The organism is Thermomonas paludicola, from assembly GCF_024498955.1.
Lineage (GTDB): Bacteria > Pseudomonadota > Gammaproteobacteria > Xanthomonadales > Xanthomonadaceae > Thermomonas > Thermomonas paludicola.
Genome location: NZ_CP093311.1, coordinates 1,101,294 through 1,126,234, shown reverse-complemented (window position 1 = coordinate 1,126,234; position 24,941 = coordinate 1,101,294). Strand labels below are relative to the sequence as shown.

Here is a 24,941-nt window from a genome sequence, read left to right as displayed (position 1 = left end):
GCCCCCTTCCATCGATCCAGCCTATCGGGCTGCGCCTCGAAATGCATCGGATTTCTCCCTATCCACGGGTAGGAAAATTCTGACCCGAATGCAAGGACCCCACCCGTCACGAAGGCTTGTCCGCGTGCGGCGTTACAATCGAGGCCATCATTTCAGCCATCCACAGGGGCCTCATGCACATCTCGCACATCAATGCCGACCAGATCCGCGACTTCGTCGGCGCCAAGTGGGATGCCGACATCGTCCCGCAGCTGGTGGACTACATCCGCATTCCCAACAAGTCCCCCATGTTCGATGTCGACTGGGTGAAAAACGGCCATATGGATCGCGCGGTCGCGCAAATGGCGACGTGGGCAAGGGCGCAAGCCATCCCCGGCATGCAAGTCGATGTACTCTGCCTGGAAGGCCGGACGCCGTTGATCTTCATCGACATCCCCGCCGCCAACGGCGGGCGCAACGACGACTGCGTGCTGTTGTACGGGCATCTGGACAAGCAGCCGGAGATGACCGGCTGGGATGCGGGCAAAGGCCCGTGGGAACCCGTGCTGGAAGGTGATCGCCTGTACGGGCGCGGCGGGGCGGATGACGGCTATGCCATCTTCGGCTCCCTGACCTCGATCCTGGCGTTGCAGGCACAGGGCGCGGCGCATGCGCGCTGCGTGGTGCTGATCGAGGCCTGCGAGGAATCCGGCAGCTACGACCTGCCCGCCTACGTGGATCACCTGGCCGACCGCATCGGCAAGCCATCGCTGGTGGTTTGCCTTGACTCCGGCTGCGGCAACTACGAGCAGCTGTGGTGCACCACCTCGCTGCGGGGACTGACCGGCGGCAACCTCAGCGTGCAGGTGTTGTCGGAAGGCGTGCACTCGGGCGATGCCTCCGGCATCGTGCCGTCCAGCTTCCGCGTCATCCGCGACCTGCTTTCGCGCATCGAAGACGAAGACACCGGCCGCATCCTGATCGACGGCATGCACGTCGACATCCCGGCTGATCGCAAGGCGCAGGCCAGCAAGGTGGCCGACGTGCTGGGCGATGAAGTCTATGACAAATTCCCCTTCCTGCCGGGCATGCGCCCGATGGCCGAGGATCTGACCGAGCTGGTGCTCAACCGCACCTGGCACCCGGCCCTGTCCATCACCGGGGTCGATGGCATCCCGCCGCTTGCCTCCGCCGGCAACGTCCTGCGGCCGTTCACCGCGCTCAAGCTCAGCCTGCGCCTGCCGCCCACGCTGGACGGCAAGCGCGGTGGCGAACTGCTGCAGGACGCCCTGCTGAAAGATCCACCCTACGGCGCCAAGGTCAGCCTGAGCCTGGAAAAGGCCAGCTCCGGCTGGAACGCACCGGCCCTGGCCCCGTGGCTGGAAACCGCCATCGAACAGTCCAGCCAGGAGTTTTTCGGCAAGCCGGCGATGTACATGGGCGAAGGCGGCACCATTCCCTTCATGGGCATGCTGGGCGAGAAATTCCCGGGTGCGCAATTCATGATCACCGGCGTGCTGGGCCCGCACTCCAACGCCCACGGCCCCAACGAATTCCTGCACATTCCCATGGGCAAGGCGGTCACCGCCTGCGTGGCCCGCGTGGTGGCCGAACATCACGCCGCCAGCCTGCGCGGGGAAACTACCGGCATGGCAGCGGCGGCGGGCAACTCCTACGCCGATACCCCGGGCGGGTGCTGCTGAGCCTGACCTGACGCCCCGATACCCGCAGGCCCAACAGCCACGGCGAGCCACCGCCGTGCGCTGTGCTTCGCTACCCGTCCCCATCGCGAATCAGCCGCCCCACGCGCTCGACAGGCTCTCTCTTCATGCTGATCGCCCTTCTGATCTTCGTCGCCACGATCGTATTGGTCATCTGGCAGCCGAAAGGCCTTGGCGTTGGCTGGAGCGCGATGTTCGGGGCCAGCCTGGCGCTGGCGACAGGGGGGGTGAGCCTGGCCGACATCCCGACGGTCTGGGGTTTTGTCTGGAACGCCACCTTCACGTTCATCGCGGTCATCATCATCAGCCTGTTGCTGGATGAAGCCGGATTCTTCGAGTGGGCCGCGCTGCACGTGGCGCGCTGGGGCAAGGGCAGCGGGCGTCGGCTATTCACCTTCTTCATCCTGCTCGGTGCAGCGATGGCGGCGCTGTTCGCCAATGACGGCGCGGCGCTGATCCTGACGCCCATCGTCATCGCCCTGCTGCTGGCCATGCGGGTCAGCCCGGCGGCCACGCTTGCGTTCGTGATGGCGGCCGGCTTCATCGCCGACACCGCCAGCCTGCCGCTGATCGTGTCCAATCTGGTCAATATCGTGTCGGCGAATTATTTCGGCATCGGCTTCGCCCGCTACGCATCCGTCATGGCACCGGTCAATCTTGTTTCCGTGGCTGCATCGCTGGGCATGCTGCTGTGGTTCTTTCGCCGCGACATCCCGCAAACCTATGCGCCTGCAACGCTGAAGGAGCCACGCTCGGCGATTGTCGATCGCACGACCTTCAACGCGGGCTGGGCGGTACTGGCACTGCTGCTGGCGGGGTTTTTCGGATCAGAGCGAATGGGTATCCCCGTCAGCGCGGTGGCAGGCACCGGCGCCTTGGCCCTGCTGGGCGTTGCGGGACGCGGGCGGCGGATCTCGATCCGGAAAGTACTCAAGGAAGCGCCGTGGCAGGTCGTCGTGTTCTCGCTGGGCATGTACCTGGTGGTGTACGGACTGCGCAACCAGGGATTGACCGACACCTTGGCAACGGTGCTGGATCATCTTGCTGAATACGGCGTATGGGGGGCCACGATCGGTACTGGGCTGCTGATCGCGTTCTTGTCCTCGATCATGAACAACATGCCAACGGTACTGGTGGGTGCGCTCTCCATCGATGCCAGCCACGCCGAGGGTATCGTGCGTGAGGCAATGATCTACGCCAATGTCATCGGCAGCGATCTGGGACCGAAATTCACGCCGATCGGCAGCCTGGCCACATTGCTCTGGCTGCACGTGCTGGCGCGCAAGAACATCCGGATCACATGGGGTTACTACTTCAAGGTCGGCGTGGTCCTGACGCTCCCCGTGCTGCTCGCCACCTTGACGGCGTTGGCCTTGCGACTGGATTTTTTTTGATAATCGTTTGATGGAAAACAATTTCCATGACCAAAGCCAAGACAGAAGAACACACTCCACTGATGAAGCAGTTCTTCGCCGCCAAGGCGGAGCATCCGGATGTGTTGCTGTTCTTCCGCATGGGCGATTTCTACGAGATGTTCTATGACGACGCGCGCAAGGCGGCGCGGCTGCTCGACATCACGCTGACCCAGCGCGGCAGTTCCGCCGGCCAGCCGATCCCGATGGCCGGGGTGCCCTACCACGCGGCCGAAGGCTATCTGGCGCGGTTGGTGGCGCTGGGTGAATCGGTGGCGATCTGCGAGCAGATCGGCGATCCGGCAGCCACGAAAGGATTGGTGGAACGCAAGGTGGTGCGCCTGGTCACTCCCGGCACGGTGACCGACGAAGCGCTGCTCGACGAGCGCCGCGACACGCTCCTGTTGGCCATCAGCCGCGGCAAGTGCGGCTACGGGCTGGCGTGGGCAGACCTGGCCAGCGGCAGGCTGCGGGCCAACGAAGTTGACAGCGATGACGCGCTGGAAGCCGAGTTGGCGCGCCTGCAACCGGCGGAAACCCTGGTCCCCGACGACGGTCGCTGGCCCGATGCGGTGCTGGAAGCACGCGGCCTGCGTCGTCGCGCGCCCTGGTTGTTCGATGCCGACAGCGGCCGTCGCCAGTTGCTGCAGTTTTTCGGCGTGCATGACCTCGGTGCATTCGGCATCGATGACAAGCCGCGCGCGGTGGCGGCCGCTGCCGCCCTGCTGGGCTATGTGGAGGAAACCCAGAAGCAGCGCCTGCCGCATCTGCGCGCAATCGCGCTGGAAACCAGCGACGACGCCATCGCGATGAACGCGGCCACCCGCCGCCACCTGGAACTGGATTCACGCGTCGATGGCGACGCCAAGGCCACCTTGCTTGGCGTGCTGGACTCTACCGTCACGCCGATGGGCGGCCGCCTGCTGCGGCGCTGGCTGCACCGGCCGCTGCGCGACCGCAGGGTCGTGGGCGAACGCCACCATGCGGTGGCCACGTTGCTCGAAGCACGCGCGGAGGACGATCTGCGCGGCGCGTTCCGCGGCCTGGGCGACATGGAACGCATCCTGTCGCGCGTGGCGCTGCGCAGCGCACGACCGCGCGACCTGTCCACCCTGCGCGACGGCCTGTCGCTATTGCCCGCGGTGCAAGCCATTCTTGCGCCGCTGGACTCGCCGCGCCTGCAGGCGCTGCATGCCGCACTGGGCGAACATGACGCCACGGCACATCTGCTGCGCTCGGCCATCGTCGCCCAGCCACCGTTGCTCGCACGCGATGGCGGCACAATCGCCGACGGCTTCGATGCCGAACTCGACGAGCTTCGCCAACTCTCGACCCATGCCGATCAATTCCTGATCGACCTGGAAACGCGCGAGCGCGAGGCCAGCGGCATCCCCACCCTGAAAGTCGGCTACAACCGCGTGCACGGCTACTACATCGAAATCAGCAAGGGACAGAACCACAAGGCGCCGGTGCATTACACCCGCCGCCAGACGCTGACCGGCGCCGAGCGCTACATCACCGAGGAGCTGAAGGCCTTCGAGGACAAAGTGCTGTCTGCGCGCGAGCGTTCGCTGTCACGCGAAAAGCTGCTGTACGAAAGCCTGCTGGATCAGCTCAACCACGTGCTGGAGCCGCTGCGCCACTGCGCCAACGCACTGAGCGAGCTGGACGTTCTGGCGGGTTTTGCCGAACGCGCGCAAACGCTGGATTGGGCAATGCCGATGCTGCGCGACACCCCGGGCATCGCCATCGAACGCGGCCGGCATCCGGTGGTGGAGGCGCTGCGCGACGCACCGTTCGAGCCCAACGACCTGCTGTTCGACAGCGAGCCGGATGGAAGCGGCACCCGCATGTACATCATCACTGGCCCCAACATGGGCGGCAAGTCCACTTTCATGCGCCAGAACGCGCTGATCGTGCTGCTGGCCTGCATCGGCAGCTTCGTGCCGGCATCGAGGGCGGAGATCGGCCCGATCGACCGCATCCTCACCCGCATCGGCGCCGGCGACGACCTCGCCCGCGGCCAGTCCACCTTCATGGTGGAGATGAGCGAAACCGCTTACATCCTGCATCACGCCACCGAGCAGTCACTGGTGCTGATGGATGAGATCGGCCGCGGCACGTCCACCTACGACGGTCTGGCCCTGGCCGACGCCGTGGCGCGACAGTTGGCATCGAGCAATCGCAGCTACACCCTGTTTGCCACCCACTATTTCGAGTTGACCACGCTTGCCGAGCCCGGCAGCGGAATTGCGAATCTGCATCTGGATGCCGTTGAGCACGGTGATGCACTGGTGTTCATGCACGCGGTGCGGCCCGGCCCGGCCAACCGCAGCTTCGGCTTGCAGGTGGCGGCGCTGGCCGGCCTGCCCAACGCGGCATTGCAGCAGGCGCGTGCACGGCTTGCCGAACTGGAGGCGCAAGGTCGCGATGCACCCAGTGCGCAGATGAGCGCACCGGCATTGGACGCGCCGCAGCAATTCGGCCTGTTTGCACCGTCGTCCGCCGCGCTGGACGCACTGGGCGCGCTGGACCCGGACGACCTCACGCCGAAACAAGCGCTGGAAGCGCTGTATCGGCTGAAGGCACTGGCATGACGACTCGCCTCGCCGTGCGCGTGGATGCCCTGTTGACCGGGCGTGCCAAGGCCTATACGCGGCCCGGCAGCGCCAGCGGCATCGACAAACACCTGCGCGCCGGCATCGTGCGGATCGGCGAGCTTGGGCTGGAGGGCGACGAACAGGGCGACACCCGCGTCCATGGCGGGCCGGACAAGGCCCTGCACCATTACGCATTCGAGCATTACGCAGACTGGCAGGCAGACCTTGGCCCGCTGCCGCTGCTGCAAACCCCCGGTGCGTTTGGCGAGAACATCAGCACGCGCGGGCTGGACGAAGGCGAGGTGTGCATCGGCGACCGCTTCACGCTGGGCAGCGCACTGCTGGAAATCAGCCAGGGCCGGCAGCCGTGCTGGAAGCTCAACGACCGTTTCGGGGTGACCGACATGGCACGACGGGTGCAGACCACCGGCCGCACCGGATGGTATTACCGCGTGCTGCAGGCGGGCAGCGCAACGGCCGGCGACCTGTTGACGCTGACTGCGCGGCCGCATCCGGGCTGGACGCTGCGCCGACTCAACGCGGTACTGTTTGACCGCGTGCTCGACCCGGCGGTACTGCAACCCGCACTGCAGCTTCCGCTGGTACCGTCATGGCGAAAGCTGGTGGAACGCCGCCTGCAGCAATGCGAGGTGGAAGACTGGAGCCGGCGCATCGATGGGCCGGATCCAGATTGACCGCAACGCTCTGCCGGCTATGCGCTGGCCCGTGACAGCGCTTGCAGCAAGTCGTCCCACAGATCCTCGACGTCTTCGATGCCCACCGACAGCCGCAGCAGACCCGGGGTGATGCCGGTCGCGGCCTTGACCTTCTCATCCACCATGCGGTGGGTCAGTCCGGCAGGATGCTGGATCAAGGTATCCACCGAGCCCAGGCTGACGGCGGCAGTCATCACCTTTACCGATGCCATCAATTTGGCCGCCGCATCGTGGCCACCCCGCACCTCGAATGCCATCAGGGTGCCGGGGCCTGACATCTGCTGGCCAACCAGCTGGCCGTTCACCGCGTCCTTCAGGCCCGGATAGAACACCTTGGCGACCGCCGGATGCTCGACAAGACGCTGCGCCAACACTTGTGCATTGGCCTGCGCCGCCTCCACCCGCAGCTTCAGCGTCGGCAAGCCACGATGCAGCAGGTATGCCGCCAATGGGTGCAGCAACGCGCCGGTGGCCGCGCGCACGGTGCGCAGCGGTGCGGCATGCGCGTCATCGCAGCAAATCACGCCGGCGATCACGTCACCATGCCCGCCAAGGAACTTGGTGGCGCTGTGCAGCACATAGGTCGCACCAAACTCCACCGGGCGCTGCAACACCGGCGTGGCGAAGGTGGAATCCACCAGCACCGGCACCTTCCCCGCAGCCGCGACGACAGCACGGATATCGATCAGATTGAGAGTGGGATTGGAGGGGGTTTCGATCACCACCAGCGCGGTCTCCGGGCGCAGGCGCGCCGCAATTTCGGCCGCATCGGTGACGAACTCCGGCTCCAGCCCGCACATGCCGGTGGCCAGCAGGTGATCGGAGGTGCCGTACAGCGGCCGCAGCACCAGCACATGCTTGCCGTGCTGGGCGCGATCCAGCAGCACGGCGGTCATCGCGGCCATGCCCGAGGCATAGGCCACACAGGCTTCGGTGCCTTCAAGCGCCGCGATCGCATTCTCGGTGCGCGCCACGGTGGGATTGTGCAGGCGCGCGTAGATGGGATTGGCGGCGTTGGCCTGCCCGCCCACCAGCGCATCGAAGCTGGCACTGCCCACGTCCAGATCAGCGATGGGATAGGTGGTGGACAGGTCGAGCGGCGGCGCGTGCACGCACAGCGCGTTGAAGTCTTCGCGGCCGGCGTGGACGGCGGTGGTCTGGAAACGAGGCATGGCGATCTCCGATACGGATGGATACCGCTATGCTAGAACCTTGTTCGACGTTAAACATGCATATCGAACAATATTTCAATATAGAAGCCATAAGCCATGCTTGATCGAATCGACTACGCCTTGCTGCGCCTGTTGCGGAAGAATGCACGCCTGCCAAACAAGGATCTGGCCGCCAAAGTCGGCATCGCGCCGTCAACCGCACTGGAACGCGTGCGCCGGATGCGCGAGGAGAAGGTGCTGCTGGGCTACCACGCCGAGATTGCGCCGGCCGCGATTGGCGTCGGCCTGCAGGCGATGGTGTCGGTGCGCCTGGCGAAGCATTCGCGCGCGCTGGTCGATGGATTTCACCACCACGTGCTGCACCTGCCCGAAGCATTGGCCTGCTATCACGTGGCCGGCGCCGACGATTTCCTGGTGCACGTGGGCGTGCGCGACAGCGAACACCTGCGCAACTTCACCTTGACCGCCTTCACCGAGCGCGAAGAGGTGGCGCACATCGAAACGCGACTGATCTTCGAGTTCCGGCGCAATGTCGAGCTGCCCCCCTCGCCCGCCATCGGGCAGCCGGAAGGCACGCCGCCTCCTACTGGAACAGGCGGTATGTCCGGGTGCTGACTTCGGTCATCCAGGCGTAATAACTGACCCGCCATTGCCTGCCGACATTGGGCGCCCAGGGATCGAACACCATCAGGCTGGTTCCGCGCCCGCTTGGATCCGCGTCGCCGCGAATCCCCACCACCACCGTCATGTGGCCCGGGCTTGCGTTTCCCTTGGCGTATTCGCTGGAGCGCCAGAGCGTATCGACCATCAGCGGCCCTGCCCGCAGCATCGCGGCGAAGGCCTGCGGTGTCCGCGAGGCGGGGGGAAAGTAACGCAGCCCGTGGGCCCGCGCATAGCGTTCGGTCTGCGGCACCCAATTGCCGACATCGCTCTGGTTGTACAGCCCGTCCTGGTCACTCCACATGTCGGCCGGGGTAGCCGCCTTCACCGCATTGACGGTGCTGCGCTTGAGCATTGCAGTGGCTGCCGCCCAACAGGTCGTTTGTGTTGGCTGCGGGATGAAGGGGCGCTGGTGGCGAATCGCGGCGTAGGACTCCGCATCGAACAAGGCATTTTGGGTGCATTGCCCGGCCTCGCCATCGACCACCAGCCAGGCCTCGTCCTGGTAACGCCGCACCGCGGCCAGGGTCCGGTTGCCGAAATCCCCATCCGTGGCCAACGCCGCACCCGGCAACTTGCGGTTCAATGCTTCCTGCAGGCGGCGCACCGGCTCCCCCCGCGCCCCCATTTTCAAGACCGTGACGGCCATGCCCTACCCCAACGTTTCAACGTGGGCACATGCTGCCGGCAGGCCAAGCAGTACACCATTCCCGAAACGGCCTAAGCGCGAAGTTCGGGACGTGGCCAATCAGCCTAGTGCGCAGGGGACGCCCGCTATATCGCATCGATATCACCCAATGCGCGAATCAGGCGGCGTGCCCGCTTGTCCGGCCTGGTGTCCGGCGGCTGGAAGCCCGCGCGCTCCGCCAGGCGTTGCTGGCGCTCCTGCTGGCGCGCCAGCATGGAAGCGTCGGACTCCAGATACAGGGTTTGTGCGATGCGAGCCGGGCCACGCGTCGTGGACAGCGCGCGCACTTCAAGCTGGAAACGTTCTTCGCCGCGCATCACCACCAGCGCATCGCCAACCCGCACGCTGCGCGCGGGCTTGGCGCGCTGCCCGCCAAGTTCGACCTTGCCGGTTTCGATGGCCTGCCTGGCCAGCGCACGGGTCTTGTAAAAGCGCGCAGCCCACAACCATAGATCAAGGCGCACACCGGCATCGGCTTCGGGCTGCATGTGCATGGATAGGCGACCTGAAACGCAAACGGCCACCCGAAGGTGGCCGCCGTGCGGATAACCGCGCGCCTTATTCGGCCGCTTCAGTCGCCGCGGCTGCAGCCGCAGCCGCCTTGGCTCGCGCCTTGGCATTGCCGGCCAGGTCTTCCTTGATGCGCGCCTTCTTGCCTTCCAGGCCGCGCAGGTAGTACAGCTTGCTGGCGCGCACATCGCCGCGGCGCTTCACTTCCACCGAGTCGATGACCGCGCTGTAGGTCTGGAACACGCGTTCGACGCCGAAGCCATGCGAGATCTTGCGCACGGTGAACGCGGAGTTCAGGCCGGCGTTCTTCTTGGCAATGACCACGCCTTCGTAGGCCTGCACGCGCTCGCGATTGCCTTCCTTCACCTTGACGTTGACGATGACGGTATCGCCGGGGCCGAAGTCGGGCAGCTTGCGCGCAACCTGGGCGGATTCGAATTCCTGGAGCAGCGTGTGGATCGAGGGCTTGTTCATGGGATCAACCTGTTGAGTCTTGTTGCGTGCGGACGCACGCGCCTGTTGGAGTAGTTGTTGCGCGAGTGCACGTGGACCCGCGTCATGGCACTGGGGTGGAACAACATCAGGGCATGGCCCAGCCCGGCATTATAGCGGTAATTCCAGTGCCATGGCAGGCGCTCATGCATCTCCCTGCGGCGGCTCGCCAACCGCCTGCAGCCAACGCGTCCGGAATGCGTCCAGTAAAGCCGCGTCCTGTTTCGACAGCACCGCTTCGTCCAGCAAGTCCGGGCGCCGCAGCCAGGTGCGGCCCAGCGACTGCTGCCGGCGCCATTGCGCAATCTGCGCGTGATTGCCCGACAGCAGGACCTCCGGCACAGCCCCCAGCGCGTGCTCGACCGGTCGGGTGTAGTGCGGGCAATCCAGCAAGCCATCGCCCTCGAAACTGTCCTGTGCTGCAGATTCGGCGTCATTGAGCGCACCGTCCTGCAAGCGCGCAACCGCGTCGATCAGCACCGCCGCCGCCAGCTCGCCGCCGGACAACACGTAATCGCCAATCGAGATTTCCTCGTCCACGTCCGCCTGCAGCAGGCGTTCGTCCACGCCCTCGTAGCGGCCACACAGCAGGATCAGGCGCGGCAACGCCGCCAGCTCACGAACCTTGCGCTGGTCCAGCCGCCGCCCCTGCGGGCTGAGATACACCACGACGGCAGGCGCCGGGTCGGCGTCGCGCGCCGCGCGGATCGCCGCACGCAGCGGATCGATCAGCATCACCATGCCGGGGCCGCCGCCGAACGGGCGGTCGTCCACGCGCCGGTAGTTGCCTTCCGCGTGATCACGCGGGTTCCAGCCGTGGATCGACAGCAATCCGCGCTCGCCGGCACGCCCCACCACGCCATGCGCAGCGATCTGGGCGACAAATTCGGGAAACAGGCTGACGATGTCGAAGCGCATCGCCGCCCTCAGAAGTCCGCGTCCCAGTCCACGGTGACCAGACCGGTCTCGAAGTCCACGCCCAGGATGACATCCGGCTGCAGGAACGGGATCATCCGCTCGCGTTCTCCCTGCGCCACCAGCACATCGTTGGCGCCCGTCGAAAACAGATGCGAGACGGTACCGAAATCGACGCCTGCGGCATTGACGACACGCAGGCCTTCCAGATCCACCCAGTAGTATTCGCCCGGTGCGGGCTTGGGCAAGGCCGAGCGCGGCACCAGTATGTCGGTCCCGCGCAACGCATCGGCGGCATCGCGATCCGCAACGCCGGGGAGCGTGGCAATCAGCCCCTTGCCCCCTTCGCGCACCTTGACGCCCTCGCACGGGCGCACCTGGCCGCGCGCGTCGCGCAGCATCCACGGCTGGTAGCGGGCGATCGCATTCAGCGGGGCGGTGAAGCTTTCCAGCTTGACTTCGCCGCGCACGCCAAACGCACCATGCAACCGGCCCACGGCGATCATCCGCTGACTGGCGTCCGGTGCGTTCATGGGTGCAATGGGCCGCCGGTGGCGGCCCGTTGAATCAGGCCGCGGCCTTGACCGCAGACTTGTACAGGTCTGCCACTTTCTCGGTCAGCTGCGCGCCGCTGTCCATCCAGTGCTTCACGCGCTCGAGGTTCAGCTCGACGCGCTTTTCGGCGCCCTGCGCCACCGGATTGTAGAAACCCACGCGCTCGATGTTGCGGCCATCACGCGCGCTGCGGCTGTCGGTGACGATGATGTGGTAGAAGGGACGCTTCTTGGCGCCACCACGGGTAAGGCGAATCTTGACCATATGCTTGCGTTCTCGGTGCTGCCCAGCGGCCGGAATGGCCGGGTAAGCCTGCAAGTTTAACGCCTTTTCAAAGCGCGGCCAAGCGCCTGGCCATGACAGCCTCCAGGCGGCTGGCCGTTCGCTGGCCGTCAGGCCTGCTCCGGCATCGCCACGCGCGCCTTTGCCGGCGCCCAAGCCGCCATCGTGAGCCGGTCGCGCCCCTCCTGCTTGCTACGGTAGAGCGCCGCATCCGCTCGCGAGATCAGCCCTTCGGGCGCCTCGCCCGATGTCGCAAGCGCGGCACCGATACTCACCCTCACCGGCCGGTTCGACCACTGCCTGGCGTGGAACGCCGCAAGGATGCGCTGCCCCACCTGCGCCACCCGCCCTGCGTCGCTCTGCACCAGAACCACCGCGAACTCCTCGCCTCCATAGCGCGCCGCCAGATCGCCGGGGCGCAGCTCCGCATGCAGCAGGCGCCCGACCTCCCGCAACACATCGTCCCCTGCCTGATGGCCAAAATCGTCGTTGAAACTTTTGAAGTGGTCGAGATCAAGGATCAGCAGCGCGACGTCCTCGCTCTCCCGAAGCGCCTGCGCCAATCCCGCGTCGAACGCGCGCCGATTGGCCAGCCCGGTCAACCCGTCGGTGTTGGCATCGGTGCGCAACGCAAGCACGGTGCGCCGCTGGCGCTCGCTGCGATCCAGCAGATAGGCCACCCACAGGATCGCCGCGGCGACCATGCCGCCGGTGACCACCGCAGCCAGCGAAAGCGCCTGCGCTTCGGACACACCCAGCCACGCCTGCACCATCTCGAACAGGAAGGTCAGCAGGCTTGGCAGCAGCAACGCAGGCAGGATCAAGCGACGCGCGAATGCACCGCCCGGACTGTCGGCCACCACGATCCGAGTCAAACCGGTGGATGGCACCGATGCCATCCACGCTAGCGTCAGCAACAGCAGCAGCGACGCCGTCACGATCGGCATCCTGAGCGGCAGGTGGAATGCCGACCCGGCCAGCACAAGCCCGAATGCGGCAATCGACGCCATGCTGATGGCGATGGCCGCAAGCGCGCAGGCCTCACGCAACCAGACCGCCTGCCGTGATGTGACCGCCATCCCCACCAGCCCCAGCAGCGTGAATACCACTGCCGCCAGTTCCAGCATTTTCCCGGGCGGCCTGTTCGGCCAGTGTGGAAGCAGCCCCCCCAGATCGGGCAGGCAAATCACCCTGGCGCCCGATGCGAATTCCAGCAGCTCGCACCCGGCGAACAGGGTCAGCAGCAAGGACAGGAGGAAGCTGGTCCGGGGCGAGCCGCGCGACAACAGCAGTGCGCCACCAGCGAGCAGGGCAGCCAAGGCTGCGCCAGCGCGCATGCTGGTGGCCGGGAGTGCAAACACCTGCAAGGGCTGCGCAGCGCTCACCCACGCCAGCAGCACGATCAGCGATACCGCTGTCAGCAACCAGCCCACGACGCGCGAGAACACAATGAATCCGCGCACCACTTCGGCATTGACGCGAATGTCATTGCTCATGCTCAACCCGTTGTCGAGTGCGGGCTGACGTAATCGCCAACCGGGGTGCGAAATGCAACGTTCAGCCGGTTCCAGCCGTTGATGGCGATGACGGCCAGAGTCAGGTCCACCAGCGATTTTTCATCGAAATGACGGCGCGCTGCGTCATAGATACCATCGTCCACGCCCTGCGCACCGGCCATCGCAGTGACTGCTTCGGTCCAAGCCAGTGCCGCGCGCTCGCGTTCGGTATAGCAGGGCGCATCGCGCCAGACCGGCAGCAGGTACACGCGCTGCTCGGTTTCACCCTGCGCCCGCGCATCCTTGCTGTGCATGTCCAGGCACCAGGCGCAGCCATTGAGCTGCGAGGCGCGGGACTTCACCAATTCGAGCAGCGATGCTTCCAGGCCGCTTTGATGCACCTGCCTCTCCAGCTGCAGCATGGCTTTGAAGGCCTCTGGCGAAGCCTGCTGATAATCAAGACGCTGCTGCATCGAACACCCCCCAAGGTTGATCCAACATCACGCCCAGTCAGCGCATCGGCAGACCGCCGCGTCCGCCCATCATGCCGGACAGGCCGCGCATCATCCCTTTCATGCCGCCGCGGCCCAGCTTGCCCATCATCTTTTCCATCTGCTGGTATTGCTTGAGCACCTTGTTGACGTCGGCCGGCGTGAGGCCGCTGCCACGCGCCACGCGGGCGCGGCGGGAGCCGTTGAGGAGATCCGGGTTGCGGCGCTCCTTTTTCGTCATCGAGTTGATGATGGCGATCATCCTCGGCACTTCCTTGCCGGTGACCTGCTGCTTGACGTGCTCGGGCAGTTGACCGACGCCCGGCAGCTTGTCCATCAGCCCGGACAGGCCGCCCATGTTCTGCATCTGCTCGAGCTGGTCGCGCATGTCGTTGAGGTCGAACTTCTTGCCCTTGGCGACCTTCTCGGCAAGCTTCTGCGCCTTGTCCTTGTCGACCTGCGCCTCGACCTGCTCGACCAGCGACAGCACATCGCCCATGTCGAGGATCCGGCCGGCGGCGCGATCGGGGTGGAATACGTCGAGGCCGTCGGGCTTCTCGCCCACGCCGACGAATTTGATCGGCTTGCCGGTGATGTAGCGCACCGACAGCGCCGCGCCACCGCGCGCATCGCCGTCGGTCTTGGTCAGCACCACGCCGGTCAGCGGCAGCGCCTCGCCGAAGTGCTTGGCGGTGACCGCGGCGTCCTGGCCGGTCATGGAGTCGACCACGAACAGGGTTTCGACCGGATTGACCGCGACGTGCAGCGCCTTGATCTCGGCCATCATCGCGTCATCGATGCTGGTGCGGCCGGCGGTATCGACGATCAGCACGTCGGCGAAGGTTTTCCGGGCCTCCTCGATCGCCGCCTTGACGATGGCCTGTGGCTTCTGCGAGGCGTCCGACGGGAAGAAAATCGCCCCCACCTGCGCAGCCAGCGTCTGCAGCTGCTCGATGGCGGCCGGGCGGTACACGTCGGCCGACACCACCATCACCTTCTTCTTGCGCTTGTCCTTCAGATGCTTGGCCAACTTGGCCACGGTGGTGGTCTTGCCCGCGCCCTGCAGGCCGGCCATCAGGATCACCGCCGGTGCCGGCACGTTGAGGTTCAGGTCCGATGCCTGCGCGCCCATCACCAGCGCCAGTTCGTCGCGCACGATCTTCACCAGCACCTGGCCCGGACTGAGCGAACGCATCACTTCCTGGCCCACCGCGCGCACCTTGATGCGCTGGATCAGGGCCTGCACCACCGGCAGCGCCACGTCGGCCTCCAGCAGGGCGATGCGCACCTCGCGCACGGCCTCGCTGATGTTGGATTCGGTCAGGCGGCCGCGGCCGCGCAGGCGCTCGATGGTGCCGGACAGGCGCTGGGTCAGGGATTCAAACACGCGGCGTGACCTTCAACATGGAGAGGAACAGGCAATTATATAGAGCCATGCCGCATGTCGCCGCGCCCGCGGGCAAACCGATAGACTTGCCGACATTCAGGCAAGGACGAGGATGGAGATGGCACACAAATGGATGCGCGGCTTGCTGACGGCCCTGGTGGCACTGCTTCCGGCAGCCGCCGTCGCGCAGGCTGCCAAACCCGTGGTCGCGCCGGTGCAGGCGCGGGTTGCGGTTGCCGCCAATTTCGCCGACGCCGCCAGGAAACTGGCGGCCGACTACGCCCGCCGAAGCGGGCAACGGATCGACATCAGCGCGGCTTCCACCGGCAAGCTCTATGCGCAAATCCGCAACGGCGCACCGTTCGACGTGCTGCTGTCGGCCGATGCCGACACCCCTCGCCGGCTGGTGAAGGAAGGCTTGGCCGACGGTGGCACCCTGCACGACTACGCCATCGGCCGGCTGGTGCTGTGGAGTCGCGATCCAGCACGGGTGAAGGACGGCGAAACCCTGCTGCGCAAAGGCGGCATCACCCGGCTGGCCATCGCCAATCCCGAGCTGGCCCCCTACGGCGCGGCCGCGCGCGAAGCGCTGATCTACGTGCGTCGCTGGGAAGAACTCAAACCCACGCTGGTGATGGGTGAAAATGTTGGCCAAGCCGCGCAGTTCGTGGTCAGCGGCGCCGCGCCATTGGGCCTGTTGCCGCGCTCGCTGGTGCTGGAGGCCCGCAAGACCACGCCCGGCTCGGGCTGGGAAGTGCCGGCGTCTTGGCATGCGCCCATCGTGCAAACTGCCGTGCTGCTCAAGCGCGGCGAGCGCAACCCCGCCGCGCGCGGCTTCCTGAAGTTCCTGCAAACCCCGGCGGCGCAGACACGCATCCACGCCTTCGGTTACGACTGACAGTCGATGGACGCCGCGCTTGCCGCACCACCAGCCTGGCTCGCCGCCACTTGGGTGACGCTGAAGCTGGCCGGGCTGACCACCGCAATCCTGCTGCTGCTGGGCATGCCGCTGGCGTGGTGGCTGGCGCATACGCGCTCGGGCTGGCGCATCCCGGTGGGCGCGGTGGTGGCGCTGCCGATGGTGCTCCCACCCACGGTACTGGGTTTCTACCTGTTGATCAGCCTTGCCCCGAACGGCCCCGTCGGCCAGCTCACCAGCGCGCTTGGGCTGGGAACGCTGGCCTTCACCTTCCCGGGGCTGCTGCTGGCATCGGTGTTGTATTCGTTGCCGTTCGTGGTGCATCCCCTGCAGGCCGGCTTTGCCTCGATCCCACCGCCGGTGCTGGAAGCCGCGGCGACCTTGCGCGCTTCGCCGCTGGATCGCTTCGTCAGCGTGGTGTTGCCGCTGGCAAAACCATCCCTGTTGACCGCCACCCTGCTCGGCTTCGCCCATACCGTGGGCGAATTCGGGGTCGTGTTGATGGTGGGCGGCAACATCGAAGGCGAAACGCGGGTGCTGTCGGTGCTGCTGTACGACCAGGTGGAGAGCATGGCTTACGCCGACGCACACGTGCTGGCGGCCTGCCTGCTGCTGTTCTCGTTCGGCCTGCTGCTGCTGATGCAGTGGCTGGGCCGGCGCACGGTGACGACCCATGGATGACGCGCAACACGACATCCGTCTTGCCTTGCAGCTGGCGTACGCCGATTTTCGACTGGACGTCGACCTGACCCTGCCTGGCCAGGGCACCACCGCCGTGTTCGGCCCGTCGGGCAGCGGCAAGAGTACCCTGCTGCGCGCCATTGCCGGCCTGGAACCCACCGCTACCGGCACGCTGCGGGTCGCCGATCAACCATGGCAAACCGCCAACATGCGCTTGCCCGCACACAAGCGTGCCACCGGCGTGGTGTTTCAGCACACCGCGCTGCTGCCACACCTGACGGTGGCGGGCAATCTGCGTTATGGCTGGAAACGCGCCGGCGCGCCAGCCGGGCTGCTGCAAACATGGATCGAACGTTTGGCGCTGGCGCCTCTGCTGCTGCGCCGCCCCGAGACCCTGTCCGGAGGGGAGCGCCAACGCGTCGCCCTGGCCCGCGCGCTGGTGACCGAGCCCCGCTGGCTGTTGCTGGACGAACCGCTGAGCGCGCTGGACGGGCAGCGGCGCGCCGACATCCTGCCCTTCCTGGAAGCGGTGCGCCGCGATGCCGGCATCCCCATCTTGTACGTCACCCATGCAGTGGAGGAAGTGGCGCGACTGGCTGACCATCTGGTGCTGCTGGATGCCGGCAAGGTGACCGCGTCCGGCCCTGCGCTGGACGTACTCAATCGCCACGACTTGCCACTGGCCCTGCGCGAGGATGCCGGCGTGGTGCTCGATGCGCAGGTGGAGGGCCGCGATGACCACGGCTTGCTGACCCTGCACACGCGCGCAGGCCCATTGCACGCGCATGGCCCTGCCCATGCCCGAGGTACGCGGCTGCGCGTGCGCATCCAGGCACGCGACGTCAGCCTTGCGCTGCAGTGCCATGACGATTCCAGCCTGCTCAATGTGCTGCCCGCAACACTGGTTGGCATCGACCCGCTTCCGGGTGGGCAAATGCAGGCGCGGCTGGACGCGTCCGGCTGGCCGCTGCTGGCGCGCATTTCCCACCGCTCGATGCAGCGCCTGCAGCTGCAGCCCGGCATGGCGCTGTGGGCCCAGGTCAAAGCCGTGGCGTTGCTGGTCTAGGCCTGCGTCGCGCGGACAAATTGACATCGATCAAAGACCTGCCGCCTGTCGGCACCGACGATGCCCACTGGATCCGCGCCGGGAGGCACGCATGCAGCACGCATCATTCCACCCGGTCACGCGCCCCACCCACGCCGGCAACGCGGGATACCCGCGATGAGGGCCTTGCTGCGCCATGTGCGCGACTCGGTCGAGCAACTCTCCCCGGGCTATTTCAGCATGGTGATGGCCACCGGGATCCTGTCGCTGGCCGCGCACTTGATGGGCGTTCCGCTTCTGGCAAACGCGCTGTTCGCGCTCAACTGGGTCCTGTTCGTGATCATCGGCGTGCTGGCGTTGCTGCACGTGTACTGGCACCCGAAACTGGTGCGCGAGGATCTGTTCGACCACCTGCGCGCGCCAGGGTTTTTCACCTTCGTCGCGGCGTGCTCGATTCTGGGCAGCCAGAGCCTGCTGCTGGGCGGCAGCCTGCGCCTGGCCACCCTGCTGGGCGGCATCGGCCTGCTGACGTGGGTGGGCTTCACCTACACCATTTTCACGGTCCTGACCGTCAAGCAGAACAAACCGGGGCTGGACCGCGGCATCAACGGCGGCTGGCTGCTGGCCGTGGTGGCCACGCAGTCGATGGCAGTACTGGCCGCCTTGATCTCCAACCACATGCCCCAGCCGCTGCGCCTGGAAATGAATTTCTTCGCGCTGTCGATGTGGCTGTGGGGCGGCATGCTCTACATCTGGATGATGTCGCTGATCTTCTATCGCTACACGTTTTTCGCGTTCTCGCCGGCCGATCTGTCGCCGCCGTACTGGATCAACATGGGCGCGATGGCCATCTCCACCCTGGCCGGCTCGCTGCTCATCCTCAATACCCCGCACGCGCCGTACCTCAACTCGATGCTGCCCTTCATCAAGGGCTTCACGGTGTTTTACTGGGCCACCGGCACCTGGTGGATTCCGATGCTGGTGGCCTTGGCGATCTGGCGACACGGCGTGCGCCAATTCCCGTTCACTTACGACCCGATGTACTGGGGCGCGGTGTTCCCGTTGGGCATGTACGCCGTCAGCACGCTGCGGATGATGGAAGCCATGAACCTGCCCTTCCTCGGCAAGCTGCCGCACGCGATGTTCGCCATCGGGATGACCGCATGGGTGCTGCTGTTCATCGGCCAGCTGCGCGCGCTGCGCCGCCATTGGGCCGCCTCCTCCCGCGCCTGATCGATTGACTCAAATCAAATCCGCACGCCGCCGTGATCGTTATCCTTTTCTTCGCTATATACATAACTACATATCGAAGGATCCCATGAAACTCCATCACTTCCTGCTGGGTGCGCTGCTGGCCACCGGCAACCTCGGCGCCACCAACCCCGCCATCCCGGCAAACAAGACCGCGCAGCCCACCCGTGCGTTCACGCCCAGCGTCGACGTTCGCATCAGTGGCGCCGTGAAAGCGCCGCGCCTGTTCGACGTCGCCACACTGAAGAAGTTGACCGCACGCAACAGCGGCCCGATGGATGTGGTGTGCGCCTCGGGCGCCACCGTCGGCAAGGTCGCCAATTTCCGTGGAGCGCGGCTGACCGACGTTCTCGATTCCGTTGGCCTGAACCTCGATGGCCACAAGGACGGCCGTCGCATGGTGGTCGTGGCGCGCGCCACCGACGGCTATGCGGTCACCTTCTCCTGGAATGAGCTGTACAACACCTCGATCGGCAGGGACGTGCTGGTGGCCTGGGAGAAGGACGGCAAGCCGCTGGACGCGCGCGAAGGCCAACTGCTGCTGATCTCCGGGCAAGACACCAAAACCGGCCCGCGCCACGTGCGCTGGCTGAGCAGCATCGAAGTCGTGCGCATGCAGTGACGCTCCGCGCGGGGTGATGCGCATCGTCCCGCACCCGATTCCCCACGCCGGCAAACCCACAGCCCTGCCCTCCCGAACGCGCGGACGGCGGCAACGGCGCGGCGTGCCCTTCTTCCACATCGAGCAACGCCCATGCACTCCACTTCCACGCTCCTGCGCCGTCGCGCGCTGTCCGCCGCCCTGCTCCTTGGCCTTGCCGGCCTTGCCACCGCCCATGCCGAAGACGCCGCCGACAAGAGCGGCAAGCCCTTCGAACTCGGCCGCGTGGTGGTGCAGGGCAAGCAGGACACACCGCCTCCCACCGGCGAATCCGCCATCACCCGCGAACAGCTGGATCAACTCAACCGCGAAACCGTGGGCGAGGCCGTCGCCATCGCGCCCGGCGTGGCGCTGTCCCACAACAGCCGCAACGAGTCGATGGTGTACGTGCGCGGCTTCGATCCGCGCCAGGTGCCGGTGTTCCTGGACGGCATCCCGCAGTACGTGCCCTACGACGGCTACATCGACTTCGGTCGCTTCACCACCTTCGACCTTGCGGAAATTCGCGTCGCAAAGGGCGCGGCCTCGCTGCTGTACGGGCCGAACACGCTGGGCGGCGCGATCAACCTGATTTCGCGCCGGCCGACGCAAGCCCTGGAAGGCGACATCCGCATCGGTGCCGGCAGCGGCGGCGAGCGCAAGGCGGCCGCCAACCTCGGCATGCGCCACGGCATGTGGTACCTGCAGGCGGGGTTGTCGTGGCTGGATGCCGACAGCTTCCCGCTGCCGGACGGGTTCAAGGACTACAAGGCCAAGCCGACCGATACCGGCGACGAGCGCGAAAACGCCGACCGCAACGACCGCCGCGCCTCGATCAAGATCGGTTTCGAGCCCAGCGTACGCAGCGAATTCGCCATCGGCTACGTGAAGCAGGAAGGCGAGAAGGGCAACCCGGCCTATACCGGCAAATCCACCAGCGGCATCCGCTACTGGCGCTGGCCGTGGTGGGACAAGGAAAGCCTGTACTTCATCGGCAATATCGGCCTGAACGATGCCCACGCACTGAAATTGCGGGCCTATGAAGACCGCTACAGCAACGGGCTGGAGGCCTACACCGACAAGACCTACGGCACCCAGTTGCTCAACACCAGCTTCCCCAGCGTGTATTCCGACAAGACCCGCGGCGCGAGCGTGGAACTGGCCAGCACGCAGTTCGCCAACCACGACCTGCACGTGGCGCTGCACTACAAGGACGACCGCCACCGCGACACCAACCCGAAATCGCCCGCCAAGGATTACCGCGACGTCACCACGGCCATCGCGGTGGAAGACAGCATCGCGTTGGACCAGGGCTACAACCTGCGCATCGGCGCCAGCCACGAGAAACGTGACGCCAAGGAGGTGTACTTCTGGCCCACCGGCTCCACCACCGCCAACAACGCATTGGTGGAACTGAGCCGTGATCTCGGCGACTACGGCCAGCTGTTCGGCAGCTATTCGCACAAGACCCGCTTCCCCACCATCAAGGACCGCTACTCGGCGCGCATGGGCAGCGCGCTGCCGAACCCGGACCTGAAACCGGAGTTCGCGCGTCACTTCGAACTGGGTTGGCGCGGGCAGCCGTGGGCCGGCGCACAGGCGGAAGCCGCGCTGTTCCAAAGCCGCATCAACGACCTGATCCAGGACGCCATCGTGCCGTCCAACCAGTGCGGCAGCACGGTGTGCAACCAGGCGCAGAACATCGGCAAGGCGCGCAGCCGCGGCGTCGAGCTGTCGCTGCAGCAGGACATCGGCGGACGCGGACAGGCAGGCATGGCCTATACGTGGCTGGATCGCGACAACCTCGGCAATCCCGCCGTGCCGCTGACCAACAGCCCGCGCCAGCGCCTGTTCGCACATGCGCAGTGGACGTTCTCGCCACAGTGGAAGGCGCTGGTCACGGCGGAAGCGGAGCAAGGCCGCATCGTCACCTACGCCGGCCCCGGCAACCGGGGCGGCTTCCTGCGGCTGGGCGGCTATGCCACGTTCAGTGCGAAGCTGGTGTGGTCGCCGCTGGACGGCCTCGACATCGAAGCCGGCGGACGCAACCTCGGCGACAAATGGTACGAACTGGCGGAAGGCTACCCGATGCCTGGCCGCAGCTGGTTCGCCAACGTCAGCTACCGGTTCTGATGCCGCACCGCGCTCCCGCCGGACACGTGCCGGCGGGAGCGCTTACACCGCCACCGCCAGGATCACGTGCGAGGACTTGACCAGCGCCAGCATCGGCACGCCTTCGCGGATGCCGAGTTCCTTCGCGCTTTCATTGGTGACGGTGGCCACCAGCCGCCTGCCGCCCGCCAGCTGCAATTCCACTTCGGCATTGACCGCGCCCTCCCGGCAGGACAGCACGGTGCCGGCCAGCGCATTGCGCGCGCTGGTGCGCACGCCGGGTTCGCCCAGCACCACGAACGAGGACTTGACCAGCGCGATCGCGCTGCCGCCCTCGCGCAGGCCGAGGTCATCGACGCTGCGGTTGGTGATGATGGCGACCAGCTGGTCGCCGCCATCGAGATCAAGCACCACCTCGCTGTTCACCGCGCCGCGCTGGATCGCCTGCACGGTGCCTTCGAACTGGTTGCGCGCGCTGGTTCTGAGCATCAGGTTGCCGAGCCTCCTCAGCAGGTCATCGATATTTTCAACACGCCCGGTCCCGCCGTGACCCGACAGCAGCCGGTTCTGCAGCGCAGTCAGCGCATCGTGGAAGGCCAGCACGCGCCTGCCCATATCGGTCAGGCGCGCGCCGCCGCCGCCACTGCCGCCGGCTTCGGCGGTGACCAGCGGCTCTCCTGCAAATTCGTTGAGCGCGGAAATCGCATCCCACGCCCCCTTGTAGCTCATGCCCACTGCACGCGCAGCCGCGCTGATCGAGCCGTGGGCATCCAGCGCCTGCAGCAGGCGCGCGCGTTGCGGGGTCAGGCTGGTGCCCGCGCCGCGCAGATCGATCAACGGTTGCAGCACGGAGGCTCCGGCACTGGCCATGGGACATCGGTTGCGGATGGCGTGGCAGGTTACACCACGCCATCCGTGCCGAACGCGCGCGGTCAGCCGGCCTTGCCTTGCGCGTCGATGATTTCGGGCAGGTCGGTTTCACGACCGATCTGCGGGAAGTGGCGGCGTTCCATGCGGCGGATGGCAAAGTGCATCCACGCCAACGCGCTGGCCACCACCACGAACAGCAACATGAAGCAGCTGGTCCAGACCCCGGTGAGGTCATTGAGCGCACCGAACGCGATCGGCAGGATGAAGCCGCCAAGCCCGCCGATCATGCCGACCACGCCACCCACCGAGCCGACATAGTCCGGGTAGTACACCGGGATGTGCTTGTACACCGCAGCCTTGCCCAGCGACATGAAGAAGCCCAGCACGAACACCAGCACGGTGAACGGCACCACGCCGATGGCCAGGTGGAAGGTGATGTCGCCGTTGATGCCCTTGACGATGTATTGCGTGTCCGGATAGGCGAGCAGGAACGTGCAGATCGCCGACACCCCGAAGGTCCAATACATCACGGTGCGCGCGCCGAGTTTGTCCGACATCCAGCCACCCACCACCCGGAACAGGCTGGCCGGGATGGAATACGCGGCGGCCAGCGCACCGGCATGCGCCACATCCATGCCGTAGGCGCCGATCAGATAGCGGGGCAGCCACAGGGCCAGCGAGACAAATCCGCCGAACACGAAGAAGTAGTACAGCGCGAAGCGCCACACTTGCAGGTTCTTCAGCGGCGCCATTTGCTCGGCGAAAGGCATCGGCTTGACGCCTGCCTTGCGGCGCTGCTCCAGCGAGGGGTCTTCCTGCGAGAACAGGTAATACAGGATCGCCACCACCGCCAGGCCCACCGCCCAGACCTTGGCGACCATGATCCAGCCTGCCGCCACCATCACCATCGGCGCCAGCAGCTTGGTCACCGCCGAGCCGATATTGCCGGCGCCGAAGATGCCCAGCGCGGTTCCCTGCTTCTCCGCCGGGAACCACTTGGAGACGTAGGCCACGCCGACCGAGAACGAACTCCCTGCGATACCCACGCCCAATGCGGCGAGCAGGAACTGCGGATAAGTGCTGGCGTGGGTGAGCATCCAGGTAGCGGCGGCACCGGCCAGCATCACCGCGGTGAGCACTTTGCGACCACCCAGCTGGTCGGCCCAGACGCCAAGGAAAATGCGCAGCACCGAGCCACTCAGGACGGGAGTGGCGATCAACAACCCGAACTCGGTGTCGTTGAGCCCCAGGTCCTTCTTGATCTGGATGCCGATGATCGAAAAGATCATCCACACCGCAAAGCAGGTAGTGAAGGCGAACGTGCTGAGCCACAGCGCGCGCTGTTGGCGGGCGGGGCTGATTTGCGAAATGTCCTGCATGGACGTGCTTCCAGTTGAGGTTGGGAAACCTTTTGCCGCAAGCACGCCCGGTGGTATCAGGCGGCCTCGGCCTCTATGGCGTCCAGCCCGCGAACCTCGTAGCGTTCCTGCAAACCCAACAGGTATTGCTGAAGTTCGCGCTGTCGAACCTGCAGTTCAAGATAGTCGGAAATCCGCTGCCGGACTTGATCAAACGCAAGTTCCTCGCCTGCTTCGATCACATCCACGCAGACCACGTGATAGCCCCAGCGGGACTCCACCGGGAATGCCGCCATGCCCTGGCGCAGGCGGAATACCTGACGATCGAATTCGGGCGTGGTCTGCCCGCGTTCAAGCCAACCGAGGTCGCCGCCATCGCTCTTCGACGGGCAATCGGAATGACGCGCCACGAAGTCGGCGAACAGGTGCGGCTGTTCCTTCAACTCGGCGATCAGCTTCTCTGCCTGCGTGCGCGCACTGAAGCGCCCATTGACATCATCCACCGCGGCGCCCAGCAGGATATGCCGCAGCTTGATCCGGTCCGGCGCATGGAAGCGTTCGCTGTTCTGTTCAAAGTAACGCCGGCAGTCCTCTTCGCTGGGCACGCGGTTTTCAACCTCGCGCTCCAGCAACAGGCGAATGCAGGCTTCTTCGGCAGGCTCGCCCTCCTGGGCCTGCACCTCGTCCAGCAAGCCCAGCCGCGCAACCTCGCGCTGCAGCAGCTGGCGCACGACCAGCGCACGCGCGGCGTCGGCGCGCGACTGCGCGGGTTTCATGGCGCGATGGAACTGCATCTCGCGGGCGATTTCGGCTTCGCTGATCGCGGTATCGCCCACGTACAGGTACGCAGGCGCCGCCTGCCCCAGCGTGCGCGGACCATCTTCGGCATGGTCATGCTGATGGGCATGCGCTTCTTCCGCCACCGTCCTGCCGCTATCGATGACGGTGATCGGCAACTCGCGCAGGCGCGGCTTGCTCTCGCTCATTGC

The 24,941-nt window shown here is 66.0% G+C and carries 24 protein-coding genes; 11 read left to right on the top strand and 13 right to left on the bottom strand.

Features of this window, described 5'->3' with window-relative positions:
* Window positions 1-188: 188 nt before the first annotated feature.
* The 4 genes from LIW09_RS05295 (at window position 189) to LIW09_RS05280 (ending at window position 6,407) form a co-directional block, all read left to right on the top strand.
* Window positions 189-1,682 carry a M20 family metallopeptidase gene (locus LIW09_RS05295; RefSeq protein ID WP_256647151.1) on the top strand — a complete coding sequence of 498 codons (1,494 nt, stop codon included), beginning with the start codon at window positions 189-191 and terminating at the stop codon, window positions 1,680-1,682.
* A 125-nt stretch (window positions 1,683-1,807) separates the two neighbouring features.
* Window positions 1,808-3,094 (top strand): arsenic transporter, encoded by a 1,287-nt coding sequence (locus LIW09_RS05290; RefSeq protein WP_256646912.1) that lies wholly within the window; start codon window positions 1,808-1,810, stop codon window positions 3,092-3,094.
* A 26-nt stretch (window positions 3,095-3,120) separates the two neighbouring features.
* Complete coding sequence (gene mutS / locus LIW09_RS05285) at window positions 3,121-5,709, top strand: DNA mismatch repair protein MutS (RefSeq protein ID WP_256646911.1); 2,589 nt, start codon at window positions 3,121-3,123, stop codon at window positions 5,707-5,709.
* On the top strand, window positions 5,706-6,407 hold the full coding sequence (locus tag LIW09_RS05280; protein WP_256646910.1) for an MOSC domain-containing protein: 702 nt from the start codon (window positions 5,706-5,708) through the stop codon (window positions 6,405-6,407). The genes mutS and LIW09_RS05280 overlap by 4 nt, the downstream gene beginning before the upstream one ends.
* Window positions 6,408-6,424: 17 nt before the next feature.
* On the opposite strand, the gene LIW09_RS05275 is transcribed toward LIW09_RS05280, so the two are convergent.
* On the bottom strand, window positions 6,425-7,600 hold the full coding sequence (locus LIW09_RS05275; RefSeq protein ID WP_256646909.1) for a trans-sulfuration enzyme family protein: 1,176 nt from the start codon (window positions 7,598-7,600) through the stop codon (window positions 6,425-6,427).
* Window positions 7,601-7,696: 96 nt separating this feature from the next.
* Here LIW09_RS05275 and LIW09_RS05270 point away from each other — a divergent pair, with 96 nt between their 5' ends.
* The gene (locus LIW09_RS05270; RefSeq protein WP_256646908.1) at window positions 7,697-8,215 is read left to right on the top strand and encodes an Lrp/AsnC family transcriptional regulator; all 519 of its coding nucleotides are present in this window, start codon (window positions 7,697-7,699) and stop codon (window positions 8,213-8,215) included.
* Here LIW09_RS05270 and LIW09_RS05265 read toward each other — a convergent pair.
* The 9 genes from LIW09_RS05265 to ffh all read right to left on the bottom strand — a co-directional run bounded on the left by LIW09_RS05265 (window position 8,184) and on the right by ffh (window position 15,076).
* Entirely contained in the window at window positions 8,184-8,909 is a 726-nt protein-coding gene (locus LIW09_RS05265; RefSeq protein WP_256646907.1) for a papain-like cysteine protease family protein, read from the bottom strand. The two genes, LIW09_RS05270 and LIW09_RS05265, sit on opposite strands and share 32 nt — an antisense overlap.
* Window positions 8,910-9,034: 125 nt before the next feature.
* Window positions 9,035-9,442 (bottom strand): RNA-binding S4 domain-containing protein, encoded by a 408-nt coding sequence (locus LIW09_RS05260; RefSeq protein WP_256646906.1) that lies wholly within the window; start codon window positions 9,440-9,442, stop codon window positions 9,035-9,037.
* A gap of 64 nt (window positions 9,443-9,506) precedes the next feature.
* Window positions 9,507-9,932 (bottom strand): 50S ribosomal protein L19, encoded by a 426-nt coding sequence (rplS, locus tag LIW09_RS05255; protein WP_256646905.1) that lies wholly within the window; start codon window positions 9,930-9,932, stop codon window positions 9,507-9,509.
* A 162-nt stretch (window positions 9,933-10,094) separates the two neighbouring features.
* Window positions 10,095-10,868 (bottom strand): tRNA (guanosine(37)-N1)-methyltransferase TrmD, encoded by a 774-nt coding sequence (gene trmD, locus LIW09_RS05250; protein ID WP_256646904.1) that lies wholly within the window; start codon window positions 10,866-10,868, stop codon window positions 10,095-10,097.
* A gap of 8 nt (window positions 10,869-10,876) precedes the next feature.
* Window positions 10,877-11,398 carry a ribosome maturation factor RimM gene (gene rimM / locus LIW09_RS05245; protein WP_256646903.1) on the bottom strand — a complete coding sequence of 174 codons (522 nt, stop codon included), beginning with the start codon at window positions 11,396-11,398 and terminating at the stop codon, window positions 10,877-10,879.
* Window positions 11,399-11,432: 34 nt separating this feature from the next.
* Complete coding sequence (rpsP, locus tag LIW09_RS05240; protein WP_256646902.1) at window positions 11,433-11,684, bottom strand: 30S ribosomal protein S16; 252 nt, start codon at window positions 11,682-11,684, stop codon at window positions 11,433-11,435.
* A 128-nt stretch (window positions 11,685-11,812) separates the two neighbouring features.
* Entirely contained in the window at window positions 11,813-13,198 is a 1,386-nt protein-coding gene (locus tag LIW09_RS05235; protein ID WP_256646901.1) for a GGDEF domain-containing protein, read from the bottom strand.
* 2 nt (window positions 13,199-13,200) lie between these two features.
* On the bottom strand, window positions 13,201-13,671 hold the full coding sequence (locus LIW09_RS05230; protein WP_256646900.1) for a carboxymuconolactone decarboxylase family protein: 471 nt from the start codon (window positions 13,669-13,671) through the stop codon (window positions 13,201-13,203).
* A 37-nt stretch (window positions 13,672-13,708) separates the two neighbouring features.
* Window positions 13,709-15,076, bottom strand: a complete 1,368-nt coding sequence (gene ffh / locus LIW09_RS05225) for a signal recognition particle protein (RefSeq protein ID WP_256646899.1) — start codon at window positions 15,074-15,076, stop codon at window positions 13,709-13,711.
* Between the two features lie 118 nt (window positions 15,077-15,194).
* Here ffh and modA point away from each other — a divergent pair, with 118 nt between their 5' ends.
* From modA to LIW09_RS05195, 6 genes are all read left to right on the top strand, one after another.
* A complete protein-coding gene (modA, locus tag LIW09_RS05220) occupies window positions 15,195-15,974 on the top strand; it encodes a molybdate ABC transporter substrate-binding protein (RefSeq protein WP_256646898.1) in 780 nt (259 codons plus the stop codon).
* A gap of 6 nt (window positions 15,975-15,980) precedes the next feature.
* Entirely contained in the window at window positions 15,981-16,676 is a 696-nt protein-coding gene (gene modB, locus LIW09_RS05215) for a molybdate ABC transporter permease subunit (protein ID WP_256646897.1), read from the top strand.
* Window positions 16,669-17,742 (top strand): molybdenum ABC transporter ATP-binding protein, encoded by a 1,074-nt coding sequence (gene modC / locus LIW09_RS05210; protein ID WP_256646896.1) that lies wholly within the window; start codon window positions 16,669-16,671, stop codon window positions 17,740-17,742. Before modB ends, modC begins: the two co-directional genes overlap by 8 nt.
* A gap of 156 nt (window positions 17,743-17,898) precedes the next feature.
* On the top strand, window positions 17,899-18,954 hold the full coding sequence (locus tag LIW09_RS05205) for a tellurite resistance/C4-dicarboxylate transporter family protein (protein WP_256646895.1): 1,056 nt from the start codon (window positions 17,899-17,901) through the stop codon (window positions 18,952-18,954).
* 85 nt (window positions 18,955-19,039) lie between these two features.
* Window positions 19,040-19,594 carry a molybdopterin-dependent oxidoreductase gene (locus tag LIW09_RS05200; RefSeq protein WP_256646894.1) on the top strand — a complete coding sequence of 185 codons (555 nt, stop codon included), beginning with the start codon at window positions 19,040-19,042 and terminating at the stop codon, window positions 19,592-19,594.
* 132 nt (window positions 19,595-19,726) lie between these two features.
* A complete protein-coding gene (locus LIW09_RS05195; RefSeq protein WP_256646893.1) occupies window positions 19,727-21,745 on the top strand; it encodes a TonB-dependent receptor plug domain-containing protein in 2,019 nt (672 codons plus the stop codon).
* A gap of 42 nt (window positions 21,746-21,787) precedes the next feature.
* Here the strand turns inward: LIW09_RS05195 and LIW09_RS05190 are convergent, their stop codons facing one another.
* The 3 genes from LIW09_RS05190 to LIW09_RS05180 all read right to left on the bottom strand — a co-directional run bounded on the left by LIW09_RS05190 (window position 21,788) and on the right by LIW09_RS05180 (window position 24,938).
* A complete protein-coding gene (locus tag LIW09_RS05190; RefSeq protein WP_256646892.1) occupies window positions 21,788-22,573 on the bottom strand; it encodes a TOBE domain-containing protein in 786 nt (261 codons plus the stop codon).
* Between the two features lie 83 nt (window positions 22,574-22,656).
* Window positions 22,657-23,973, bottom strand: coding sequence for an MFS transporter (locus tag LIW09_RS05185; protein ID WP_256646891.1), 1,317 nt, complete (start codon window positions 23,971-23,973; stop codon window positions 22,657-22,659).
* Between the two features lie 56 nt (window positions 23,974-24,029).
* On the bottom strand, window positions 24,030-24,938 hold the full coding sequence (locus LIW09_RS05180; RefSeq protein WP_256646890.1) for a peptidylprolyl isomerase: 909 nt from the start codon (window positions 24,936-24,938) through the stop codon (window positions 24,030-24,032).
* Window positions 24,939-24,941 lie beyond the last annotated feature (3 nt).

Bases quoted from the DNA above. Each gene is read 5' to 3' on its own strand.
- LIW09_RS05290 (WP_256646912.1), top strand. From the start codon at position 1,808: ATGCTGATCGCCCTTCTGATCTTCGTCGCCACGATCGTATTGGTCATC.
- mutS (WP_256646911.1), top strand. From the start codon at position 3,121: ATGACCAAAGCCAAGACAGAAGAACACACTCCACTGATGAAGCAGTTC.
- LIW09_RS05280 (WP_256646910.1), top strand. From the start codon at position 5,706: ATGACGACTCGCCTCGCCGTGCGCGTGGATGCCCTGTTGACCGGGCGT.
- LIW09_RS05275 (WP_256646909.1), bottom strand. From the start codon at position 7,600: ATGCCTCGTTTCCAGACCACCGCCGTCCACGCCGGCCGCGAAGACTTC.
- LIW09_RS05270 (WP_256646908.1), top strand. From the start codon at position 7,697: ATGCTTGATCGAATCGACTACGCCTTGCTGCGCCTGTTGCGGAAGAAT.
- LIW09_RS05265 (WP_256646907.1), bottom strand. From the start codon at position 8,909: ATGGCCGTCACGGTCTTGAAAATGGGGGCGCGGGGGGAGCCGGTGCGC.
- LIW09_RS05260 (WP_256646906.1), bottom strand. From the start codon at position 9,442: ATGCACATGCAGCCCGAAGCCGATGCCGGTGTGCGCCTTGATCTATGG.
- rplS (WP_256646905.1), bottom strand. From the start codon at position 9,932: ATGAACAAGCCCTCGATCCACACGCTGCTCCAGGAATTCGAATCCGCC.
- trmD (WP_256646904.1), bottom strand. From the start codon at position 10,868: ATGCGCTTCGACATCGTCAGCCTGTTTCCCGAATTTGTCGCCCAGATC.
- rimM (WP_256646903.1), bottom strand. From the start codon at position 11,398: ATGAACGCACCGGACGCCAGTCAGCGGATGATCGCCGTGGGCCGGTTG.
- rpsP (WP_256646902.1), bottom strand. From the start codon at position 11,684: ATGGTCAAGATTCGCCTTACCCGTGGTGGCGCCAAGAAGCGTCCCTTC.
- LIW09_RS05235 (WP_256646901.1), bottom strand. From the start codon at position 13,198: ATGAGCAATGACATTCGCGTCAATGCCGAAGTGGTGCGCGGATTCATT.
- LIW09_RS05230 (WP_256646900.1), bottom strand. From the start codon at position 13,671: ATGCAGCAGCGTCTTGATTATCAGCAGGCTTCGCCAGAGGCCTTCAAA.
- modA (WP_256646898.1), top strand. From the start codon at position 15,195: ATGGCACACAAATGGATGCGCGGCTTGCTGACGGCCCTGGTGGCACTG.
- modB (WP_256646897.1), top strand. From the start codon at position 15,981: ATGGACGCCGCGCTTGCCGCACCACCAGCCTGGCTCGCCGCCACTTGG.
- modC (WP_256646896.1), top strand. From the start codon at position 16,669: ATGGATGACGCGCAACACGACATCCGTCTTGCCTTGCAGCTGGCGTAC.
- LIW09_RS05205 (WP_256646895.1), top strand. From the start codon at position 17,899: ATGAGGGCCTTGCTGCGCCATGTGCGCGACTCGGTCGAGCAACTCTCC.
- LIW09_RS05200 (WP_256646894.1), top strand. From the start codon at position 19,040: ATGAAACTCCATCACTTCCTGCTGGGTGCGCTGCTGGCCACCGGCAAC.
- LIW09_RS05195 (WP_256646893.1), top strand. From the start codon at position 19,727: ATGCACTCCACTTCCACGCTCCTGCGCCGTCGCGCGCTGTCCGCCGCC.
- LIW09_RS05185 (WP_256646891.1), bottom strand. From the start codon at position 23,973: ATGCAGGACATTTCGCAAATCAGCCCCGCCCGCCAACAGCGCGCGCTG.
- LIW09_RS05180 (WP_256646890.1), bottom strand. From the start codon at position 24,938: ATGAGCGAGAGCAAGCCGCGCCTGCGCGAGTTGCCGATCACCGTCATC.